11 protein-coding genes and 1 pseudogene are annotated in these 17,811 nt (G+C 66.3%); 6 read left to right on the forward strand and 6 right to left on the reverse strand.

What is annotated here, in order from left to right; translation table 11 throughout:
- Window positions 1-41 precede the first annotated feature (41 nt).
- Together EV662_RS17755 and EV662_RS17760 are read left to right on the forward strand one after the other, a co-directional pair.
- Window positions 42-302: pseudogene (locus EV662_RS17755) on the forward strand (tyrosine-type recombinase/integrase); the annotation flags it as partial.
- A 380-nt stretch (window positions 303-682) separates the two neighbouring features.
- Window positions 683-1,699 carry an IS110 family RNA-guided transposase gene (locus tag EV662_RS17760; protein ID WP_132465671.1) on the forward strand — a complete coding sequence of 339 codons (1,017 nt, stop codon included), beginning with the start codon at window positions 683-685 and terminating at the stop codon, window positions 1,697-1,699.
- Window positions 1,700-2,077: 378 nt separating this feature from the next.
- On the opposite strand, the gene EV662_RS17765 is transcribed toward EV662_RS17760, so the two are convergent.
- The 4 genes from EV662_RS17765 to EV662_RS17780 are packed head-to-tail and all read right to left on the reverse strand — an operon-like array spanning window position 2,078 to window position 9,556.
- Window positions 2,078-5,179, reverse strand: coding sequence for a DEAD/DEAH box helicase (locus EV662_RS17765; protein ID WP_132465674.1), 3,102 nt, complete (start codon window positions 5,177-5,179; stop codon window positions 2,078-2,080).
- A gap of 2 nt (window positions 5,180-5,181) precedes the next feature.
- A complete protein-coding gene (locus EV662_RS17770) occupies window positions 5,182-6,489 on the reverse strand; it encodes an EH signature domain-containing protein (protein WP_132465677.1) in 1,308 nt (435 codons plus the stop codon).
- On the reverse strand, window positions 6,486-7,451 hold the full coding sequence (locus EV662_RS17775) for an OmpA family protein (RefSeq protein ID WP_207903647.1): 966 nt from the start codon (window positions 7,449-7,451) through the stop codon (window positions 6,486-6,488). The genes EV662_RS17770 and EV662_RS17775 overlap by 4 nt, the downstream gene beginning before the upstream one ends.
- Before the next feature lie 59 nt (window positions 7,452-7,510).
- Window positions 7,511-9,556 carry a hypothetical protein gene (locus EV662_RS17780; protein WP_132465680.1) on the reverse strand — a complete coding sequence of 682 codons (2,046 nt, stop codon included), beginning with the start codon at window positions 9,554-9,556 and terminating at the stop codon, window positions 7,511-7,513.
- 510 nt (window positions 9,557-10,066) lie between these two features.
- On the opposite strand from EV662_RS17780, the gene EV662_RS17785 reads away from it, so the two are divergent.
- From EV662_RS17785 to EV662_RS17800, 4 genes are all read left to right on the forward strand, one after another.
- Window positions 10,067-11,314: an Hsp70 family protein gene (locus EV662_RS17785; RefSeq protein WP_132465683.1), complete on the forward strand. Its 1,248-nt coding sequence runs from the start codon at window positions 10,067-10,069 to the stop codon at window positions 11,312-11,314.
- A gap of 155 nt (window positions 11,315-11,469) precedes the next feature.
- On the forward strand, window positions 11,470-12,468 hold the full coding sequence (locus tag EV662_RS17790) for a helix-turn-helix transcriptional regulator (RefSeq protein WP_132465686.1): 999 nt from the start codon (window positions 11,470-11,472) through the stop codon (window positions 12,466-12,468).
- Window positions 12,469-12,665: 197 nt separating this feature from the next.
- On the forward strand, window positions 12,666-13,778 hold the full coding sequence (locus tag EV662_RS17795; protein WP_132465689.1) for a metallophosphoesterase family protein: 1,113 nt from the start codon (window positions 12,666-12,668) through the stop codon (window positions 13,776-13,778).
- The gene (locus EV662_RS17800) at window positions 13,775-16,420 is read left to right on the forward strand and encodes an AAA family ATPase (RefSeq protein ID WP_132465692.1); all 2,646 of its coding nucleotides are present in this window, start codon (window positions 13,775-13,777) and stop codon (window positions 16,418-16,420) included. Before EV662_RS17795 ends, EV662_RS17800 begins: the two co-directional genes overlap by 4 nt.
- Window positions 16,421-16,559: 139 nt before the next feature.
- On the opposite strand, the gene EV662_RS17805 is transcribed toward EV662_RS17800, so the two are convergent.
- Together EV662_RS17805 and EV662_RS17810 are read right to left on the reverse strand one after the other, a co-directional pair.
- Window positions 16,560-17,318 carry a hypothetical protein gene (locus EV662_RS17805; protein ID WP_132465695.1) on the reverse strand — a complete coding sequence of 253 codons (759 nt, stop codon included), beginning with the start codon at window positions 17,316-17,318 and terminating at the stop codon, window positions 16,560-16,562.
- Between the two features lie 23 nt (window positions 17,319-17,341).
- Entirely contained in the window at window positions 17,342-17,641 is a 300-nt protein-coding gene (locus EV662_RS17810; protein WP_132465698.1) for a hypothetical protein, read from the reverse strand.
- Window positions 17,642-17,811 lie beyond the last annotated feature (170 nt).

A 17,811-nucleotide genomic window follows, 5' to 3' on the forward strand; every position in this document is an offset into this window, starting at 1 on the left:
CAGCGGGGGCGTTGTGGGAGTTAGGCTGGACCCACGGATCTCGCCTCCATGAACGCCTTCACATCTCGACCCGCCAGTACGCCCGGCTCGCCCGGGAGTGGGTGCGTCCCATCGGCCTGGACCCGGCCTCCTACGGCACGCATTCGATGCGCCGGACGAAGGTCGCCCAAATCTACCGGAAGACGGGCAACCTGCGGGCGGTGCAACTTCTGCTCGGCCATACCAAGATGGACAGCACCATCCGCTACCTCGGCGTCGAACTGGAGGATGCTCTGGCGATCTCGGAGAGCGTTGAGATATGACGGCGACGGGCCGCCTTCGCAGGCGGCCCATAACGGCCTTCCACCTTGGACACTATCGCAGCAGTGCAGCTTCCCCAGAACGGACATTCGCCGCAGGCGCAAGATCGGCTCTCAGTCGAGTCTCCATGGCGCCGGAGTTCTTGCCTTTACAGGTCACCCCTGGTCGGCGGGAGGCAGCCCTTTTATGGCGTTCGTGCAGGGCCCAGAGTTCGCTCGGCTGCAGGCGCGAATTTCCACGGACTAACTCACGATAGCGGACACTCGGCAGGGTTACGCGCCATCCCTTGATGCCGCAGATGAACTGATGCGGTGGATGCCCCCACCCAGCGGCATCTCGTATGCCATGATGGTTTCATCGGAACCGAGCGGAGGGCACATCGATGACGACGAAGATCAACATGCTGGCGATCGACCTGGCGAAGGGCAGCTTTCAGGTTTGCGCCGTGGGGCCGGAGGGGACGGTTCTATTCAATCGAGGTTTGTCGCGGACACGGATGGCCGCGCTTCTCGCCGAGCAGCCAGCGTGCATCGTGGCGATGGAGGCTTGCGCCACGTTGCACCATTGGGGCCGGGTGGCACAACGGCACGGTCACGAGGTGCGGCTTGTCCCGGCGGCTTACGTGAAGCCTTTCGTGAAGCGCCAGAAGAATGATCGCGCGGACGCGGAGGCCATCGCGGAGGCGGCTTTGCGCCCGACCATGCGCTTCGTGGCGGTGAAGAGCGCCGAGACCCAGGGGCGCGCGGTCGCATTCCGGACGCACCAATGCCTGGTCCGGCAGCGCACGCAGCTCATCAATGCTCTCCGGGGTCATCTGGCCGAGTTTGGGCTCGTGGCGCCGAAGGGTCCGGCGAGCCTCAAGCTCCTTGAGAACGCGCTGGAAGACCAGGCTACCGACCTGCCAAGCCCGGTCCGGGAGATGGGCGCGATCTACCTCGACCAAATCGCGCAGCTCACCGAGGTGATCGAACGGCTCGCGGACGAGCTTGAGGCCGCATCGAAGACAGATGCGCAACTGCGCAGGCTGTGCACCATCCCCGGGATCGGCCCGGTCACCGCTGGCGCGGTCTCGGCGTTCGCACCGGACCTCGACACGTTCGACAGCGGACGCAACTTCGCCGCCTGGCTGGGCCTGGTGCCCCGGCAGAGCTCCACCGGCGGCAAGACCAAGCTGGGTTCGGTCAGCAAGATGGGCCAGACCGACATCCGCCGCCTGCTGATCGTCGGCGCCATGAGCGTGATCCGCTGGGTGGTTCGCAAAGGCGGCAGTTCGAACCGCTGGCTGGCTGCGCTGGTGGCGCGCAAGCCCAGGATGGTCGCAGCGGTGGCGCTGGCGAACAAGATGGCCCGCATGATCTGGGCCATGACAACGAAAAAGGAGAATTATCGGATGGCGTGACCCGAGCCCGGGACGGGCGACGGCACGGCATGGCCGCAAGGCCGGGGTGAGCGATCGACGAGGAGTAGGCGACACGGACTTCGAAGTTCAAGGCGGGAGATTCAGTCCCGGGGCTCGAGCGCTTGCAGCTCTCTGAACCGATGTGAACCCAGCCTTCCGAACAGCATACCGGCCCGTGGCGTCATGGAAGGCCACGCTTAGAGGCCTGACACACGTCCGATCGAAGACCCTGCCGAAAGATCGAAGATTATGCTTGCCAAACAGGGGGCATCCACACACGCCCCGGGTATGGCCTCGGTCGGATGAAAGTCGTGGGTCAGAGCATCCGTCCAGCATTTTCGTTCCCTTTCACATTTCCAAGCCGCAAGGTCTCATGACTCAGCTGAATACATAGGTTCCGCCCGGCCCCGGATGGGGACAGGATGTGCCGTCTCGAGCGAAGGTCTCGACCATCGCATCCTTCACGCTGTCTCCTGCTCCATGGCGAACGGCTTCTTGCGCCAACATTTCCCGTAGCTGCTCCGCATCATCCTGCGTATCTCCCGTGGGCCAGAGCGCAGAATTGGCAAGCTTGCGCTTCCGCTGCATGAGACTGTGCAAGAGGCAATCGAAACTGTGCGCGCGGTAACTCGGGTGAATTGCCATCGGAACGTGAATCCGCACAGGCCGAGTCTGGCCAAGGCGGTGGACCCGGTCATTGCATTGCTCCTCCACCGCTGGGTTCCACCAGCGCGACAAATGGATTACATGCGTGGCAGCGGTTAGTGTCAGCCCGGTACCAGCGGCCTTCGGGCCAAGCACAAGCAGATCGAAATTGCCCTCTTCTTCAAGATTGGCCTGAAACCGGTTGACGATCTGCTGACGCTTCTGAATTGGCGTTTCGCTGTTTATCAGATCGATCTGATCAAGACCGAACTCGGCGCGGGCAAGTTCGATGAAGCGATACTGCATTTGCCTGTGTTCGATGAACACGAGCGCCCGTTCCCGGCTCTCCTTGATCCGGCGTAAAATGCCAAAGGTTGCTGAAAGCCGGGCCGAGGCCGCGATGAAATCCACGTCCGACGTTGCCTCATCCAAAGCCGGATGAACGGACACGGTCCGGATGTGATGCAGCAGCTTGAGGCCGGCACCCTTACCTCCGGTGGCAAGTTGCATCCGCGCCATGTCGTAAACCCGCGCCTGGGCGGCAGGCATTTCGAGCGGGACCAGGACGCGGGTCTTGGTCGGCAGGTCACGCGCAACGGTCTCCTTAAGACGGCGAAGTGCCAACGGTGGCAGGTCGCCCTGCGCTGCGAAGACCCTCCCGTGCAGTTCTGCCATGTTGGTTTCGTCGGGCACGGCGTAACGGTTGCGGAAGTCCCGCAGTGTGCCCAGCGCTCCCGGCGCAAGCTGGTCCATGATTGCCCAAAGATCGACGGCGGAGTTCTCGATCGGCGTGCCAGTCAGGCCAATGCGAAAGTCAGCCTTCATCGCCCGCGCTGCCGCCGCCCGCAGGGACGCTGGGTTCTTGATCGCCTGAATCTCGTCGAAGACCGCCGCCGCAAAAGGAATGCGGGCCAACGAATGCTGGTAGTTCGTCAGCGTGGTGTAGGTGGTCAGCACCCAGGTCAGATGCCCTGCACCGGCCTTGGCTGCCCGCTCAAGGTCCGAGAAGTCCAGCAGAGCCTCGCCAGTCTGGGTATCCATGCCGCGCTGGCCCGCCTTTCGGCGGGCTCCGATCGCCGAGCCGTAGAGCCTGATCAGATGGCCGAGGCCGGGTCGACCGACATGGCGCGCCACCTCCTGTTCCCAGTTCTGCAGGAGCGAGGTAGGCGCCACGATCAGGATCGGGCCACGGCACTTCGTGCTTTCTGCCATGTGCTCGTTCAGCCAGACGAGAAAGGCGATCGTCTGCAAGGTTTTGCCCAAACCCTGTTCGTCGGCGTTCAGCACGCCTGGCAGACCGGCGGCCCAAGCGTGCCCTTGCCAGTCGAAACTGTCGATCTGATGCTCTTTCAGCGGAGTGACGAGGCTCTGAGGCAGGCGCAAGGGAATGGCCGGCGTTCGGGGCGGCGTTGTCGGGCGCCAATGCAACTCCTCGAAATTGTCGGCCGTCTGCAACACCAGCGGACCGGAAGGACCTTCTTCTGGTTCCGCGTCGGCAATGTCGCCGGCCCCGCCTTCTGCCCGACGTGCCGCGATCTGACCTTGTACCGCCGCTAGAGTTTCGGGCGTTGCAGGAACCTGAACATCCCCAGAAGGGACGCTTTCCGTTCCTGCTTCAATCGCTTGCGCCAGATCTGCCGCAAGACTTTCGAGCCCTTCGACCGGAAGTGCAGAAATCTGTCGAGCGACCTCGAAGGTGAAAACCTCGGGCAGCCAGGTGGTGCCGCTGCTCTCGAAAAGATCGAGCGTAGGCGCCTCGAAGACCTCGATTCCCGTGACCCGGGCTGAAAAGGCGGCATACTCGGCCGTCTCGACAAGCACCGGTCCGGCAGCACGCTCAACGCTTTCCTCGCGCCCGGCATCATCGAGATCCGCCAGTTCGCCGCGCGCCTCGAGCGCGGCCTCGATTGCCCCCGTGATCCGCGGACGCGGATTGCGGATGAAGGCGGCCCGTTCCTCCCGCGGTGCCCGCTGCATCTCGGCCATCACCTGCAGCACGGGTGCGGCGGCACGGTCGATCACCAGGAATTTCCCGGGGCCCAGCCGAAAGGCATTGAGTGCTCCGCGACCGCGCAGTTTGCGCTGGAAATCGCCCAACTCCGCTCCGCCCAGTTCGGCCATGCTTTCGGGCACGCTATCGATGTCGTCGATGCGCCGGCCGGAAAACGGCACCACCTCGAAATCAGTGCCCGACGCATCAGGGGATATCGAGAACCGATCCGCCAGCCCGACTTCAAGTCCCGACAGGAAATCGGTGAGCGAGAGCCGCGCGGCCCGACCTGCACCGGCCTCGGTCACGCCGGGATCGAGTGCGCGCCGAAACCGCGCCAATGCCTCCCAGTCGGCGGCATCACCCTCCCCCGGCCGATGCGCCTCGGCCACGTCCAGCGCTTCCATCATCCAGAGCGGGATTCGCTGTACCCCGCGATCCGTCTCAAGGATCGCCCCGGTCCGGCGCGGTAACTTGCGCACTCCGGCCCGCAACCACTCCAACCGAAGTCGGAACTCTGGCTCTCCCACGATCCCCTCGACATCGGTGCGCAGAACCAGATCGGTGAGCGGCGGAAGGCCCAGACGATCGGCAGTGTCGCCATCGAGCGCAGCAGCCAGCCGGTGCCCGAACTGGATCCTGTCGGCCTCGATCCGCAGGTCGTCGCCAAGTTCATCGGCGAGCGCACGCAGATCGGCAATGGCAAGCGCGAGCTTGCGTTCGTCAGGCGGCAAATGCGTCAGGTCTGTCGGTTTCTTCGCTCGCAGCCGGTCAAGCAGTCCAGCGCGCTGCTGCGCAACGGTCAGGGTGATTTGGTCGGGCGTATGGGAAAAGGTCAGGATCATGGTTAGATATGCCTGCGCACCCAGCTTTGCCAATCCCCGAGATGGGATTTCGTCAGCGCCGAGTGGCGGGTTCGGATGTCTGCGACGTCGTATTTCTGCTGATAGAGTTTTGGCGCGAAACGGTCCGTGGTTTCGAATATGTGGACCTTGAAGTTGAATGTGCCTTCGACAACGATCTTATTCCCGATCCGCATGATCAGGAGCGATTTATCGCGTTCACCGATCTGATGCCCGAAGCGCTGAGAAAAGCGGCGTTCATCCGGTGGAAGCTTGGCCATAGCCGTGCGATAGCCGTCGTGGTTGAAAGCGATCCAGACCTCATCGATCCGACCCGTCTCATACATCAGCCACCAGAAATCCTCTCGGTCGCGCCACATGTGGCCACGCTCGACCTCGTCCAGCACACGGAACAGGAACCGGATATCGGCCCCCATCAACCAGCGCAGCACAAGCTGTTCCAGACCGGGATCTACGAGGTTCCATACAGCGTGACGGTTGACCTTGGGGTGGCCGTAAAGCTCAGTCAGCCGGTCGATCAGCAGTGCCTGAATGTCCTTCGGCGGAGCAGTGCGCTGCCAGGGCTGAAGGAGCGCCGATATCGCTTCTGCAGCTCCCGTCGCGCGGGCAGGCTGCCCGGCCGGCCGCAGCCAGGAAAGCAGCCGTTCGATCTCGGCGCGCTGGGTCAGCCTGGGACCGATCTCGGTTAGAAACGCCAGATGTGCAGCATCAATCAACCCAGGTGCGTGCGGCGTGCGCAGCCCGATCCGGCGAAGCCCAACCCAGATGTCGTCCATTTGCATCATCCGCTTTGCAAGCGCCTTGGGCGCCTGGTCGACGTCAAAGAACTCCGGCACCTCGGCCACCAGCTGGCGCCACTGCGCCCCAAGGCGCGCCCTGGCACCTTCGAGCGCTTTCCCCAGCCGACGACTTGCGGAAGAGAGACCGTCGAAGGTTGCAATGTAGATCTGGACAAATGGGTTTAGGAAACCGGGCCGGATGGAGACGGCCAATTCGTCGATCAGGAATTCCCGGATTAGGTCCCAGTCGGAACAATCGCGCCAAGGTGCGGAGAACACCAGCCGCCCGACGCGCGAGACGAAGCTCATCGGCACCTTTTCCCACGTCCAGCTTTCGATCCGCGCCTTCATCTCCTGCAACAACCGCTCAGGATCGTTCTCGACCGGCTGCTGTGGCGTACCGAAGCGATCGATCACCTTCTCGATGCTGCGTTCGATCTTCTCGAAGGACGGGGCCGAGGGCATCTGCGGAGTCCGCATCCCTTGTAGCATTTCTGAAAGGGATTCCGTCACGGCTGCCCCCTGCGGCGCTGCAACTCGGCAGAAATCCGGCTGATATCCCGGACAGTCCGCGGGATCAGATCCTTGCCCGGTGGCACGTACATGATGAACCGGAGGTCAATCCGGCGGTTGGCGGCTTTCCCTTCGGGGCTATCGTTGCCCGCGATCGGGCGCATCTCGCCATAGCCCGCGACCGCCAGAACGGGCTGACCGAGCAGATTCTGAAAGGCAAGCATCGACGGCGCATCGTTCCTTGACGCGTCAGGCACTATCGCAGTGAAGGCAGACATCGCCCGACGCATCGACAAATCGATGTTCGAGATCTGCGAGCTGTCGGCATCTGTATGGCCCTCGATCTGCACGGTCTCGATCAGCACCAGACCGGGATTGCAGGTCTCCGAGATCGCCCCCCGGGAGCCGACGGTGAAACACGGCAATTGGCCTTCGAGATGTTCACCCAGGAGTCGGATGATCCGAAGGCTGTTGCCGCTCAGACCACCCTGGCCCGAGGCAAAGAGCCCGGAGCCCTGAAAGCGCAGAGCATCGCCTTGCGCACTGACAGCCAGACCCTCGATCTTTTCCCGTATGATATCTTCCTGCACCGCGGCAGCAAGGCGCTCGATCATGTCATGTCGCGCACGGACTGATTGGGCGTTGTAGGCCTCAAGGGGGTCACGCTGCCTCAGTTTTTCAAGCGCTTCGGCAAGTTGCCGCTCGAGATCCGCAATCTTGGCATCCCGCTTCGCGATCTCCGCGTCCCGCGCTGCCACCTGCTGCTCCAGTGCCTCGATCTGCGCCTGAAGTTTCGCAATCGACAACATCAGGCGCTCGATCTCCTTCTTCGCCTCGTCCCGCTCCTGCACCACGGTTTCATGGATCGGACGCGGCACCACATCCTTTTCGTTGTATTGGCTGGCAAAGAAGGCAAGCAGGATCATCACAATGAAGAGGAAGCTGACGGTCATGTCTGTCATCGAAACGAATGCCGTTTCCGCTTCCTCCTCCTCACGCCGCCGGCGAACCCCCAAGCGCATCATTTACGCCCTTGCTGCGGCTGGAATTCCTGCAACTGGTCGACGATTGCCCGTAGGGTATCCAGTGCCGTGTTCAGACTATTGGACATCTCGACGACATGAGACCGGATCGATTGCATCGCCCCCTCGGTCTCTGTGGCATAGAGTTCGAACGCCCGCCCGAGCCTGTCGTCGATGGTATCAAGCTGGTCGCCCTGTCCCTGCATCCGCCGCACCAGTTCCTCGACCCCGGCAAGCGCGTTTTCGATCGCGCGCTGCTGCGCACCCAGCGTTTCCCGCGCGGCCTCAAGCGTTTGGGCGGCATTGCGCGCGGTGGTCTCTGCGCTTCGGGTGACCGAGGTTGCAACCGACGCCGTGCTGTCGGAGAGCGTGCGAATGGCCCCCTCGATGCGCTCCGTCGTTGCCTGCACCGGCGCAGTCGCGGCGACAAGATCGTCGGCGGCATCTCGGAATTTGCCTGCCGCATCCGAGCCCGCCTGGGCGCCGGCACGCAGGCTGTCGGCCATTGAACGTGAAATTGCGGCGCTTTCCTCAAGTGTTTTGACCAAGGCATCAAGCTGGGCCGAAGCGGAGGAAATCGGAGACAGCAGTTCGGCGCCCGCCTTTGCGAACATCTCGTCGGTCAACTCGGTAATCTTTCCACTGGTGGCCGAGAAGGCTTCCAGCACCACGCGTCCTGCACCGTCAATTGCATCGCCCGCAGCCGCGCCCGCCTGTTGCATCCGAACCTGAGCGGCTTCGGCGCCTTTTCGGGCTGCCCCTTCCATTTCTTCACGCATCGAGCCTGCCGCTGCGCGGATGTCGGCCGCAGCCTCGGACATTGCCCGCGCACCTGCCCCAGTGTTTTCGCGGATGCCTTCCAGCGTGCCATTCATCACCGACAAGAGCGTCTCCGCCCCCTGCGTGAATGTTCCACTGGTGGATTGCGCAGTAGCGTTCATCGCAGCCCGCAGATCGTCTACAGCCTGCGCCACGCGCACCACAGCCTGATCCATCTCTGCACCCATCCGACCCGAGGACTCGTCCATCCTCTGGGCCAGTTGCGCAATCCTATCCCCCGCCTGCGCGATGCGTTCGCTGGCAACGGTCAGGGCACGTTCCACCCCGCTCGACACCTGCTGGGAAAGGTCGGCAGCCATGTTGCTGACGCTCGACGTGCCTTGCGAGGCCACCTTTTCCAGAATTGGCTGCATCGCTTCCGTGATCGAGGTTGTAATCGCCAGCGGCACCTCTTCCCGCAAGGGCCGTCCCAGTTCGGCAACCAACTCGAAGCCAAGCTTGCGATTGGCTTCCTTCGCCTCGATCTGGGCCTTTAGTTGTTCAAGCGCGATCTGCTCCAAGCTTGCGAAGGTCAGACGTTCCTCCAGCAGGCGTACAAGCCGGTGTAACGAGGCTTCGATCTGCCCCATCCTGCGCCGAATTTGGATCGTGAGGATAATCGAGCAAACCAAGCCCGTCAGCGACATGATGAACTTGGCCGAAGCAATCTTGAGCAGATCCTGCATGGTGGCCGAGGTGATCTGGCGGTCAGCCATCTCATGCAGCGCAGCAATGAGGCCAAGGAAGGTCAGTGCGAGGCCGATCGAGACGAACATGCCAGGCATGATCCTCAGGAAGCCTGGGCCGTAGCCCAAGTCGTCAATATTGAAGAAGGTGGACGGACGTACGGTGTTGCGCATCACCGGCGGTTCGGCTCGATCATCGACGATCAAGGTCTCGCCAAATTCGTCCCAAGCCTCGCGAAGAGTCTCGCCTGCCTCCCCCGCAGCAATCTCCCGGAGGTCGGATCCAATCTGCCCGATCCCGCCTTGCGCAATATCCTCTGCCGAAAGCGCTGCAATCCGGGAACCGAAACGGTGCAAAAGCACAGCTTGCGCCCGCATTCGGCGTACACCGACCGACATCAAAGCGAGGAGTGCTGCCAGAAGCAAGATGACAACGATGCCAGGCGTTCCATCGGCCTTCAGCAAGCCGGCGCAGAATAGGACCACCGTCTCAACGGGCGTTCCAGTTTTTTCAAGGAATAGTTCTACCGTGGCATTCATGGTGTTCTGCGGCTTTCTGGGGCTTTGGTGTAAATCCGGAAACGTTCACTTCTTTCACCACATGACAAAATTCCCCGAGAAGAAATTGCTGAAACACAAAGGGCAGAGGGATAGACAGTCCACCGATCTTGCAGTCTGATCGGACGGATGTTATCGCCTCATGACATTTGGGCAAACCGCTGATTTGCCACAACGACTCTGCAGGCGCAGCGAGTGTCTCCTCCGGCGGGCGGCGCAGCAGAATCAGAACAAGGACTTCGAGGCCTATCCCTTGTATCGCAGCGCACTCTCTGCGCATTGCGGCCGCTCGGACAAGACGCAACGGATCTATGGTGAAAGATCGAATCGACCGCCGCCCGCGGGCGCAATGGAATGGCAGCTCTTTCGGATCGTGGCGAGCCGCTTCGCCCATGCAGCGAATTCACACTCTCCGTCCGTTATTATCTAGGACGCTATAGATGTTATCTTGTGAGATAGACGACCCTCCCGGCCCTTACAAGGACATGAGCCATAACCGCGCCCACGCTTGCTCTGGATTTCGGCACCTCGAATTCCGCCGCGGCCCTTCTCGTCGAGGGCAAGGTCCAGCGCCTGCCGATCGAGGCGGGCGCCGACACCCTGCCCACGGCGGTGTTTCTGCCCTCGGATGGCGGTCCCATGCAGATCGGCCGGGCCGCCGATGCCGCGCTGACCGGCGGCGAGGACGGGCGCTACATGCGCGCGTTGAAAAGTGTCCTGGGCACGTCGCTCTTCCATGAAGAGCGCCGGGTCGCGGGGCGGCGGCGGGCGCTCGCCGGGATCGTCACCGCGCTGCTGGCCGAGGTGAAGACCCGCGCCGAGGCCGCCGCGGGCACCCGGTTTTCCCGGGTTCTGTCCGGTCGGCCGGTGCATTTCCATTCCGGCGATGCCGCGCGCGATTCCCAGGCCGAGGCCGATCTGCGCGCCTGTTACCGTGCCGCGGGCTTCGACGATGTGGCCTTCCTGGCCGAACCCGAGGCGGCGGCCCTTGCCACCGGCGGGTATGCCCCGCACGCCGAAACCCGGCTGATCGTCGATATCGGCGGCGGCACCTCGGATTTCTCGGTGGTGCGGAGCGGTGCGGCGGGGGTGGAAATCGTCGCCAGCCACGGGATCCGGCTGGGCGGCACGGATTTCGACCAGGCCCTGTCCATGGCCCGGGTCATGCCCCTGCTGGGCCTTGGCGGACAGTTGCGGCGCACCCTGGGCGACGGCCTGCTGCCGGTGCCCCGGGCGCTTTACGCCGATCTCTCGACCTGGGCGATGATCCCCTTTCTCTATTCCCGGGACACCGAGCGCGCGGTGGCGGACCTGCTGCGCCATGCGGTCGACCCCGTGCCCCTGGAACGGCTGGCGGCGGTGATCGAACACCGCCTCGGCCATGATCTGGCCTTCGCCGTCGAGCGGGGCAAGATCGCGGCCAACGGGGCCGAACCCGGGGCCTGCATCGACCTCGGGATCGTGGAACCCGGCCTGTGCACCCCGGTCACCCCCGGCATGCTGAACGCCGCCCTCGCCCCGGCCCGTGAGAAGCTGCGCGCGGCGATCTACGACACCCTTGTCCTCGCCCGCGTGCCCCCGGCCGGGATCGGGGCGGTGGTGCTGGTCGGCGGCTCCAGCCTGATGTCCCTGGTCGCCGAAGAAGTCCGCGCCGTCTGCCCCGCGGCCCGTATCGATCGGTCCGACGCCTTCACGGCGGTGATCGACGGGTTGGCCCTGGCAACTGCCGGGCAGGGGTGAGCGGCAGGGAAAGGGTTCCCGGTGCGACCTGCCGATACCCCGCGTCCCCTTTTCACCCTGGCACTCATTACGCATGACGAGGGTTGGAATCGCATCGACAGGCCGCGTTATCGGGCTTAGCCTTTGGCCACGTCAGTTCCTGTCACGGTGTACCCATGTCCTTCGCAAAGGCCTCCGATCTGCTTCGCCTCGCTGAAATGGCTGCCGCCCGGCACCGGGGTGTCGCGCTGGCCGAGATCGAGGAGGAATTCGGCGTCGACCGGCGCACCGCGCAGCGGATGACGAAGGCGCTGGAGGGTCTGTTTCCCGCGACCGAGACCAGCACCGACGAGATGCGGCGGAAATACTGGCGGCTCCGGGGCACGGATGCGCGGCTGATGCTGACGCAGGGCATCCGCGACAGCGAACTGGCCGCACTGGAGATGAGCATCCGGCGGGCCGAGCGTGAGGGCGCATCGACGGATGTGAAGGCCTTGAAATCCTTGCGCGACCGGCTGCTGGCCGCGATGCCCGGGCCCCATGCGCGCCGGGCCGAGGCCGACGCCGAGGCGGTGCTGGAGGCGCATGGCTTCGCCTCGCGCCCCGGGCCGCGGGTGCGCAGCGACCCGCGCCTGCTGGCCACCATCGCAGAGGCGCTGAAGGCCCCGTTCATGTTGACGATCAGCTACCTGGGCAGCCGCGACAACGCCCCCCGCGAGCGGTTGGTCGAGCCCTACGGCCTGCTCTTGGGCACGCGGCGCTACCTGGTCGCAAGGGAGACGGGCGGCGACGGCCGGTTCCGGCATTTCCGGCTGGACCGGATGCAGGGCGCGCGGCTGATGGCGCAGTCCTTCGCCCGCGACCCCGATTTCGACCTGGAGGCCCACGCCGCCCGCGCCTTCGGCTCTTTCCATGCCGCGGGCGAATACGGCCCCGTCGCCTGGCGCTTCGCCCCGTGGGCCGCCCCGGTTGCGCGGGAATTCGTCTTTCACCCCGACCAGCACCTGACCGAGGAACCGGACGGATCGCTGACCGTGCGGTTCCAAGCCTGCGGTTGGCTGGAAATGGCCTGGCATCTCTATCAATGGGGCGACGGGGTCGAGGTGCTGGAACCGGAGGGTCTGCGCGCGCTGGTGGAACGTCATCGCCGGTCGGATTTTCCGGCCCTGCCGTAAGGCTTGGGTGGTTGCGCCCGCGACCGGGCCCGTCCTGGCCGAATGACGTGACGGCGCCGCCCATGACAGGGTTTGACACCGTGATGCGATAGGCAAGGATCAGACTTGCCGATGGGCGAGTCGTGCACCCCGCAAACCGCCTGGGCTTGCATTGCGGTGGCCGGGTGTGCGTCAGGGTTTGTAAAGGAGTTCGACGCGTGTTCCGTTTTCTGCACAGTTCCGACCTGCACCTGGGCAAGCCGTTCGGCCGGTTCGACGGCGACCTGCCGGCGCTGTTGCGCGCGGCGCGCTACGCGGCGCTGGGGCGGCTGGCCGGGGCCGCGCGGGCCCATGGCGCGGGGGTGATCCTGCTGGCCGGCGACACGTTCGACGCGGAAACCCCGGCGCCCGCCACGATCCGCCAGGCGCTGCAGGCGATGGCCGAGGCCAGCGATCTGACCTGGGTGATCCTGCCGGGCAATCACGACTCGCTGGCCGCGCTGGACCTGTGGCGGCGGGTGGCCGAGGCGCAGCCGGACAATGTGCGCGTCGCGCTCGATCCCACGCCGATCAGGATCGGTCCCGCCGCAATCCTGCCCGCGCCATGCACCGCGCGGCGGCCCGGGCGCGACCTGACCAGCGTGCTGGACCAGGCCACGCCAGAGGGGGCCTTGCGCATCGGCCTGGCCCACGGGGCGGTGACCGAGTTCTGCGAGGAGGGCGACGCCGCCCTGATCCCGCCCGACCGGGCCGCGCGCTCGGGGCTGGACTACCTGGCCCTGGGCGACTGGCACGGGCAGATGCCGATCGGCGCGCGGAGCTGGTATTCCGGCACGCCCGAGGCTGACAGCTTCAAGCATGACGCGCCCGCCGCGGCGCTGGCTGTCACGCTAGCGGGTCCGGGCGCCGCGCCAGAGGTGGTGCCGGTTCCGACCGGGGATTATGCGTGGGTGACCACGCGCCCGGACCTGTTGCCCGGCGAGGATGTCGAGGCGCGGTTGGCCGGGCTTCTGCCGCCGCCCGAGGCCCGGCGCAAGACGCTGTTCCGCCTGCGGCCCCAGGGGCGGCTGACGCTGGCCGAACGCACCCTGCTGGAAACGGGCGCCCGCGCGGTGCGCGAGGACTTCGCCTGGTTCGAGGCGGAGCTCGGCGGCCTTTCCATCCATCACGACGTGACCGATCTGGATGAAATCGACCGCGCAGGCGCCCTGCGCCGCGCGGCCGAGGCGCTGTGGGACGAGGCGCAGAGCCCCGCCCTGTCGGAAGCGGATCGCGAGATCGCCGCCGCGGCGCTGGCCCGGCTTTACGCCCTGGCATCGGAGGTCGCATGAAACTTCGCGCCCTCCAGCTCACCAATGTCCGCCGTTTTGCCGGGCAGACCGCAGCGCTTGACGAAATCGGCGACGGGATCACGGTGTTCTCGGCCCCGAATGAAAGCGGCAAGTCGACCTTCTTCGACGCGCTGCATGCGCTGTTCTTCCAGCCCTATTCCAGCCAGAACCGCGAGGTGAAATCGCTGCGCCCGCATTCCGGGGGCGCGGTCACCGTGGCCGCCGAGATCGAGACCGGCGAGGGCCGGTTCCGGCTGGAAAAGACCTGGCTGTCGCGGAAATCGGCGAAGGTGACAGACTGTGCCACGGGCCGCCTGCTGGCCCAGGATGACGAGGCCGAGGCCTGGATCGACCGGCTGATCCGGGGCGGGCTGGGTGGCCCGGCAGGGCTCTTGTGGGTGCGCCAGGGCGTGACCGCGCTGGAGCCGGACGGCACCTCGACCGCCGAGAAGCGCGAGCGGGAAAACGCGCTGGCCGCCCGACGCGACCTGATGTCGACGCTGGCCGGAGAGATCGACCTGATGACTGGCGGGCGGCGGATGGACCACGTTCTGGCCGCCTGCCGGGCGGAACTGGCCGAGATCGCCACCGCGACCGGTAAGGCCAGGGCCGGCGGCCCCTGGAAACGCGCCGAGGACGAGGTGGCGCACCTCTCCGCGACCCGGGACACGCTGGCCGCCCAGGTTGCGGAACTGTCGGGGGCGCTGGAAGAGCGCCGCCGCGCCGAGGCCGAGCGCGCGCGGCTGGACGATCCCGACGAACGCGCGGCGCGGGACAGCGCCCTGAAGGGCGCGCGCGAGGCGATGCAGGCGGCCGAAGCCCATGCCGCGCGGCTCGAATCCGCAGAGCGCGAGGTCACGATCGCCGGGCTGGAACACGCGGCGGCCGCATCGGCGGTCAAGGAGTTGCAAGGGTTGGAAACGGCCCTGACCGAGGCGCAGGCGGCGGTTGCGGCGGCGGCCGAGGCGGAACGGGAGGCGCAGGAGGTCCATGCCGCCCGCGTGACCGAGGAGGCCACGGCAGCACAGGCCCTGAGCGGCGCCGAGGCCCGGGTCAAGGCGGCGCGAGCCGCCCATGGCCGGGCGCAGCGGGCCGCGCTGGCCCGGATGGCCGTCGAGCGCCTGGGCGAGATGCAGGCGCGGCTGGAGAAGGCCGAGGCGCAGGGCAAGCACTTGGCGGAGGCGCGTGCGCAGGTCGAGGCCGCACCCGTCGATGAAGCCACGCTGGCCACGCTCGACGACCTCAATCGAAAGCTGAGTGCGGCGCAGGCCCGCCGGGATGCGCTGGCCGTGACCATCACACCCCGCTATTCCGGCGATCTGCGGATCAAGCTGGACGGCGAGGATCTGCCCGAGGGCACGGCCCGCCCGCTGCAGGACCGCGCCCGGCTGGATTTGCCGGGCCTCGGCGCGCTGGAGATCGACACCGGCGGCCGCGACACCGCCGAGGCCGCCCGCGCGGCGTGTGAAGCGGCGGAGCACGCCTTGCGCAACGTGCTGGAGGCGGCCGGCGTGACGACGCTGGCCGAGGCCCGGGCCGCCCATGCCGCGCGGCAAAAGGCCGAGGCCGCCGCCGCGCAGGCCACGCAACTGCTGGCAAGCCTCGCCCCCGAGGGGATGGACAAGCTGCGCGAAACCGTGGCCGCCCTGGCCCTGAGTGCCGGGGCCGAGCAGGCGGAAGAGGCCGGAGACCCCGACGCGCTCGCCCGGCAGTTGGAGGAGGCCGAGACCGCCGAGACCCGGGCCCGCGCTACCCTCGATACTGCGCGCAAGGCGCTGGCCCGGGCCGACATGGCCCTGTCCGCCGCCCAGACCGCGCACGGCCAGGCGCGCGAGGCCTATGAGGCCGCCCGCACGGCGCGCGGACCCGAGGCCGAACACGCCGAGCAGACCGCGCAGGCAACAGACCGGCTACGCCAGGCCACGGAAAAGCGGGACAAGGCCACCGCCGCCCGCGACGCGCTGGCCACCGAGGCCCCCGACATGGACACCCTGCGCGCGGAACTGGCCCGCACCGAGGGCGCGGTGAAGGCCGCCGCAGACCGGATGCGCACCCTGTCCGAACAGATCCACGGCCTCGACGGCACGATCCGCGCCCGCGCCGAGGACGGGATCGAGGAACGCCTGGCCGAGATCGAAGGGCAACTGGCCACGGCCGAGACCCGCGCCCGGCGCTACGCCCGCGAGGCCGCCGCCCTGCAAAAGCTGGAAGAGGCCCTGACCGCCGCCCGCCACGCCGCCCGCGACGCCTATTTCGAGCCGGTGAAGGCCGAGCTTCTGCCGCTCCTGTCGCTTCTGCATGACGAGGCCGATATCCGGCTGGACGATGCCACCCTCTTGCCCGTCGCGCTGACCCGGCAGGGGCAGGAGGAAGACCTCGAGATCCTCTCGGGCGGCACCGCGGAACAGATCGCGATCCTGACCCGCCTGGCCTTCGCCCGGCTCTTTTCCCGCACCGGCCAGAGCGTGCCGGTGATCCTTGACGACGCGCTGATCCATTCCGACGACGACCGGATCGAACGGATGTTCACCGCGCTGCACCGCGTCGCCGGCGACCAGCAGATCATCGTCTTCACCTGCCGCCAGCGGGCATTCTCACGCCTGGGCGGCGCAGAGGCGCGGTTCTCGATTGCAATGACATAAAATTCCGGCCTACGGGTCGGCTCTTTCGTAAGCGTTGTCTTGCACCCACCTGTTCCTGATCTCCGGGGTCTGCGATGCCATTCCTGCTTCGGAACAGGAATGGAGTTTCTCCATGGAGAGTACACTGGAGTTTTTCCGGTCAGGTGGTGTTGATGTGTCTGCCGGTGGTCGGCGACGGTGTCCTTTCGGAATTCCAGGACAGAGCGCGGAGCCTACCCGTTGCGCCGCTGCCATTCCGCCCCAATCCCCTCACCCCATTTCCGGCCCTCCCGCTTCCGGCTCTGCCTCCGGATCGACGCGGGCCGCATTCCGGGCCAGCTTGGCGACCAGGCGGGGCAGGGTGGTTGTCCGGTCCGAGGCAGGGCAGATCGGGATGTGCGGCCTGCAGCGTGCCGAGGCGATCCCGCCAGGCGGCCGGGTCTTCCCGGAAGGCCGCCAGGGCTGCGGGGCCAAGGATCAGGACCGGGCGCGCGCTGTCCGGGATCGGATCCTCCAACCCCAGGACCGGAACGCGATCGCAGGGCAGGTCCGTGGCCGCGGCCAGCTGTCCCCGCAGCTTTTCCGGTGGGTCCAGATCAAGGCTGAGAATGGCCTGCCGATCCGCGCGCGCCCGCGCCGCGCGGCGCAGCACCGCCGCCCGTCCGGACAGCAGCATGCCCGGCGCGGGCGGGTTGAACGGGTCGGGCGGGGCCGGCAGGTGGTCGGAGCGCGCACAAAAGGCCTGCGCGAACACCTCGGCCGTGCCCGACGTCCCGGTCCGGGAAGGACGGCCCAGGAGGATGCGATCGGGGGTGGCCCGCGCCGCGCTGCCATCCGCGAAGACCAGGTCGATCCGGCGCGCCGACGCGTGGATGCGTTGGCGGAACCGATCCGCGCTTTGCCGGGCCGCTTTCAACACCCGCCCGATCCAGGCGCCAAGGCTCAGCCGGTCTCCGCTGGCCCCTCCAGCAGCGCGCGCAGGGCTGCCACGTCTTGCGAAACGGCGTCCAGATTCTCCTGCACCGCCCCGAGCGCGTGGGCCTGCCGCTCCTGCATGTTCCGCATCTCCAGGATTGTCTTGATGAGCCGGGCCGCGGCGGAGCCCTCTGTCGTTTCCGGGTTCTGCAAGAGGTCCAGCAAGGGGTGCAGGGCCTGCACGTCCTTGCGCGTGTCCTCCAGCGTGCTCATCAGCACCTTTTCCGGGTCCGGCAAGGCCAGAGGCGTGGGCTGGGGCTGGATCATGGAATGTCTCCTGTGTCATGGGAAAAGCGGCCTGTTCGGGTCGTCCGGACAGGGTGTGCAGCATGAGGCCGGCGGCCAGCACCGGGTCCGCCCGGCGCAGGGCCGCGGCATGGGCGAAGCGGGCGCGCATGCGGGCCGGTTCGAAATCATGGCCCAGGGCGGAGAGGCGC

The sequence above is a fragment of the Rhodovulum marinum genome (assembly GCF_004343075.1).
In the GTDB taxonomy this organism is placed as follows: domain Bacteria; phylum Pseudomonadota; class Alphaproteobacteria; order Rhodobacterales; family Rhodobacteraceae; genus Rhodovulum; species Rhodovulum marinum.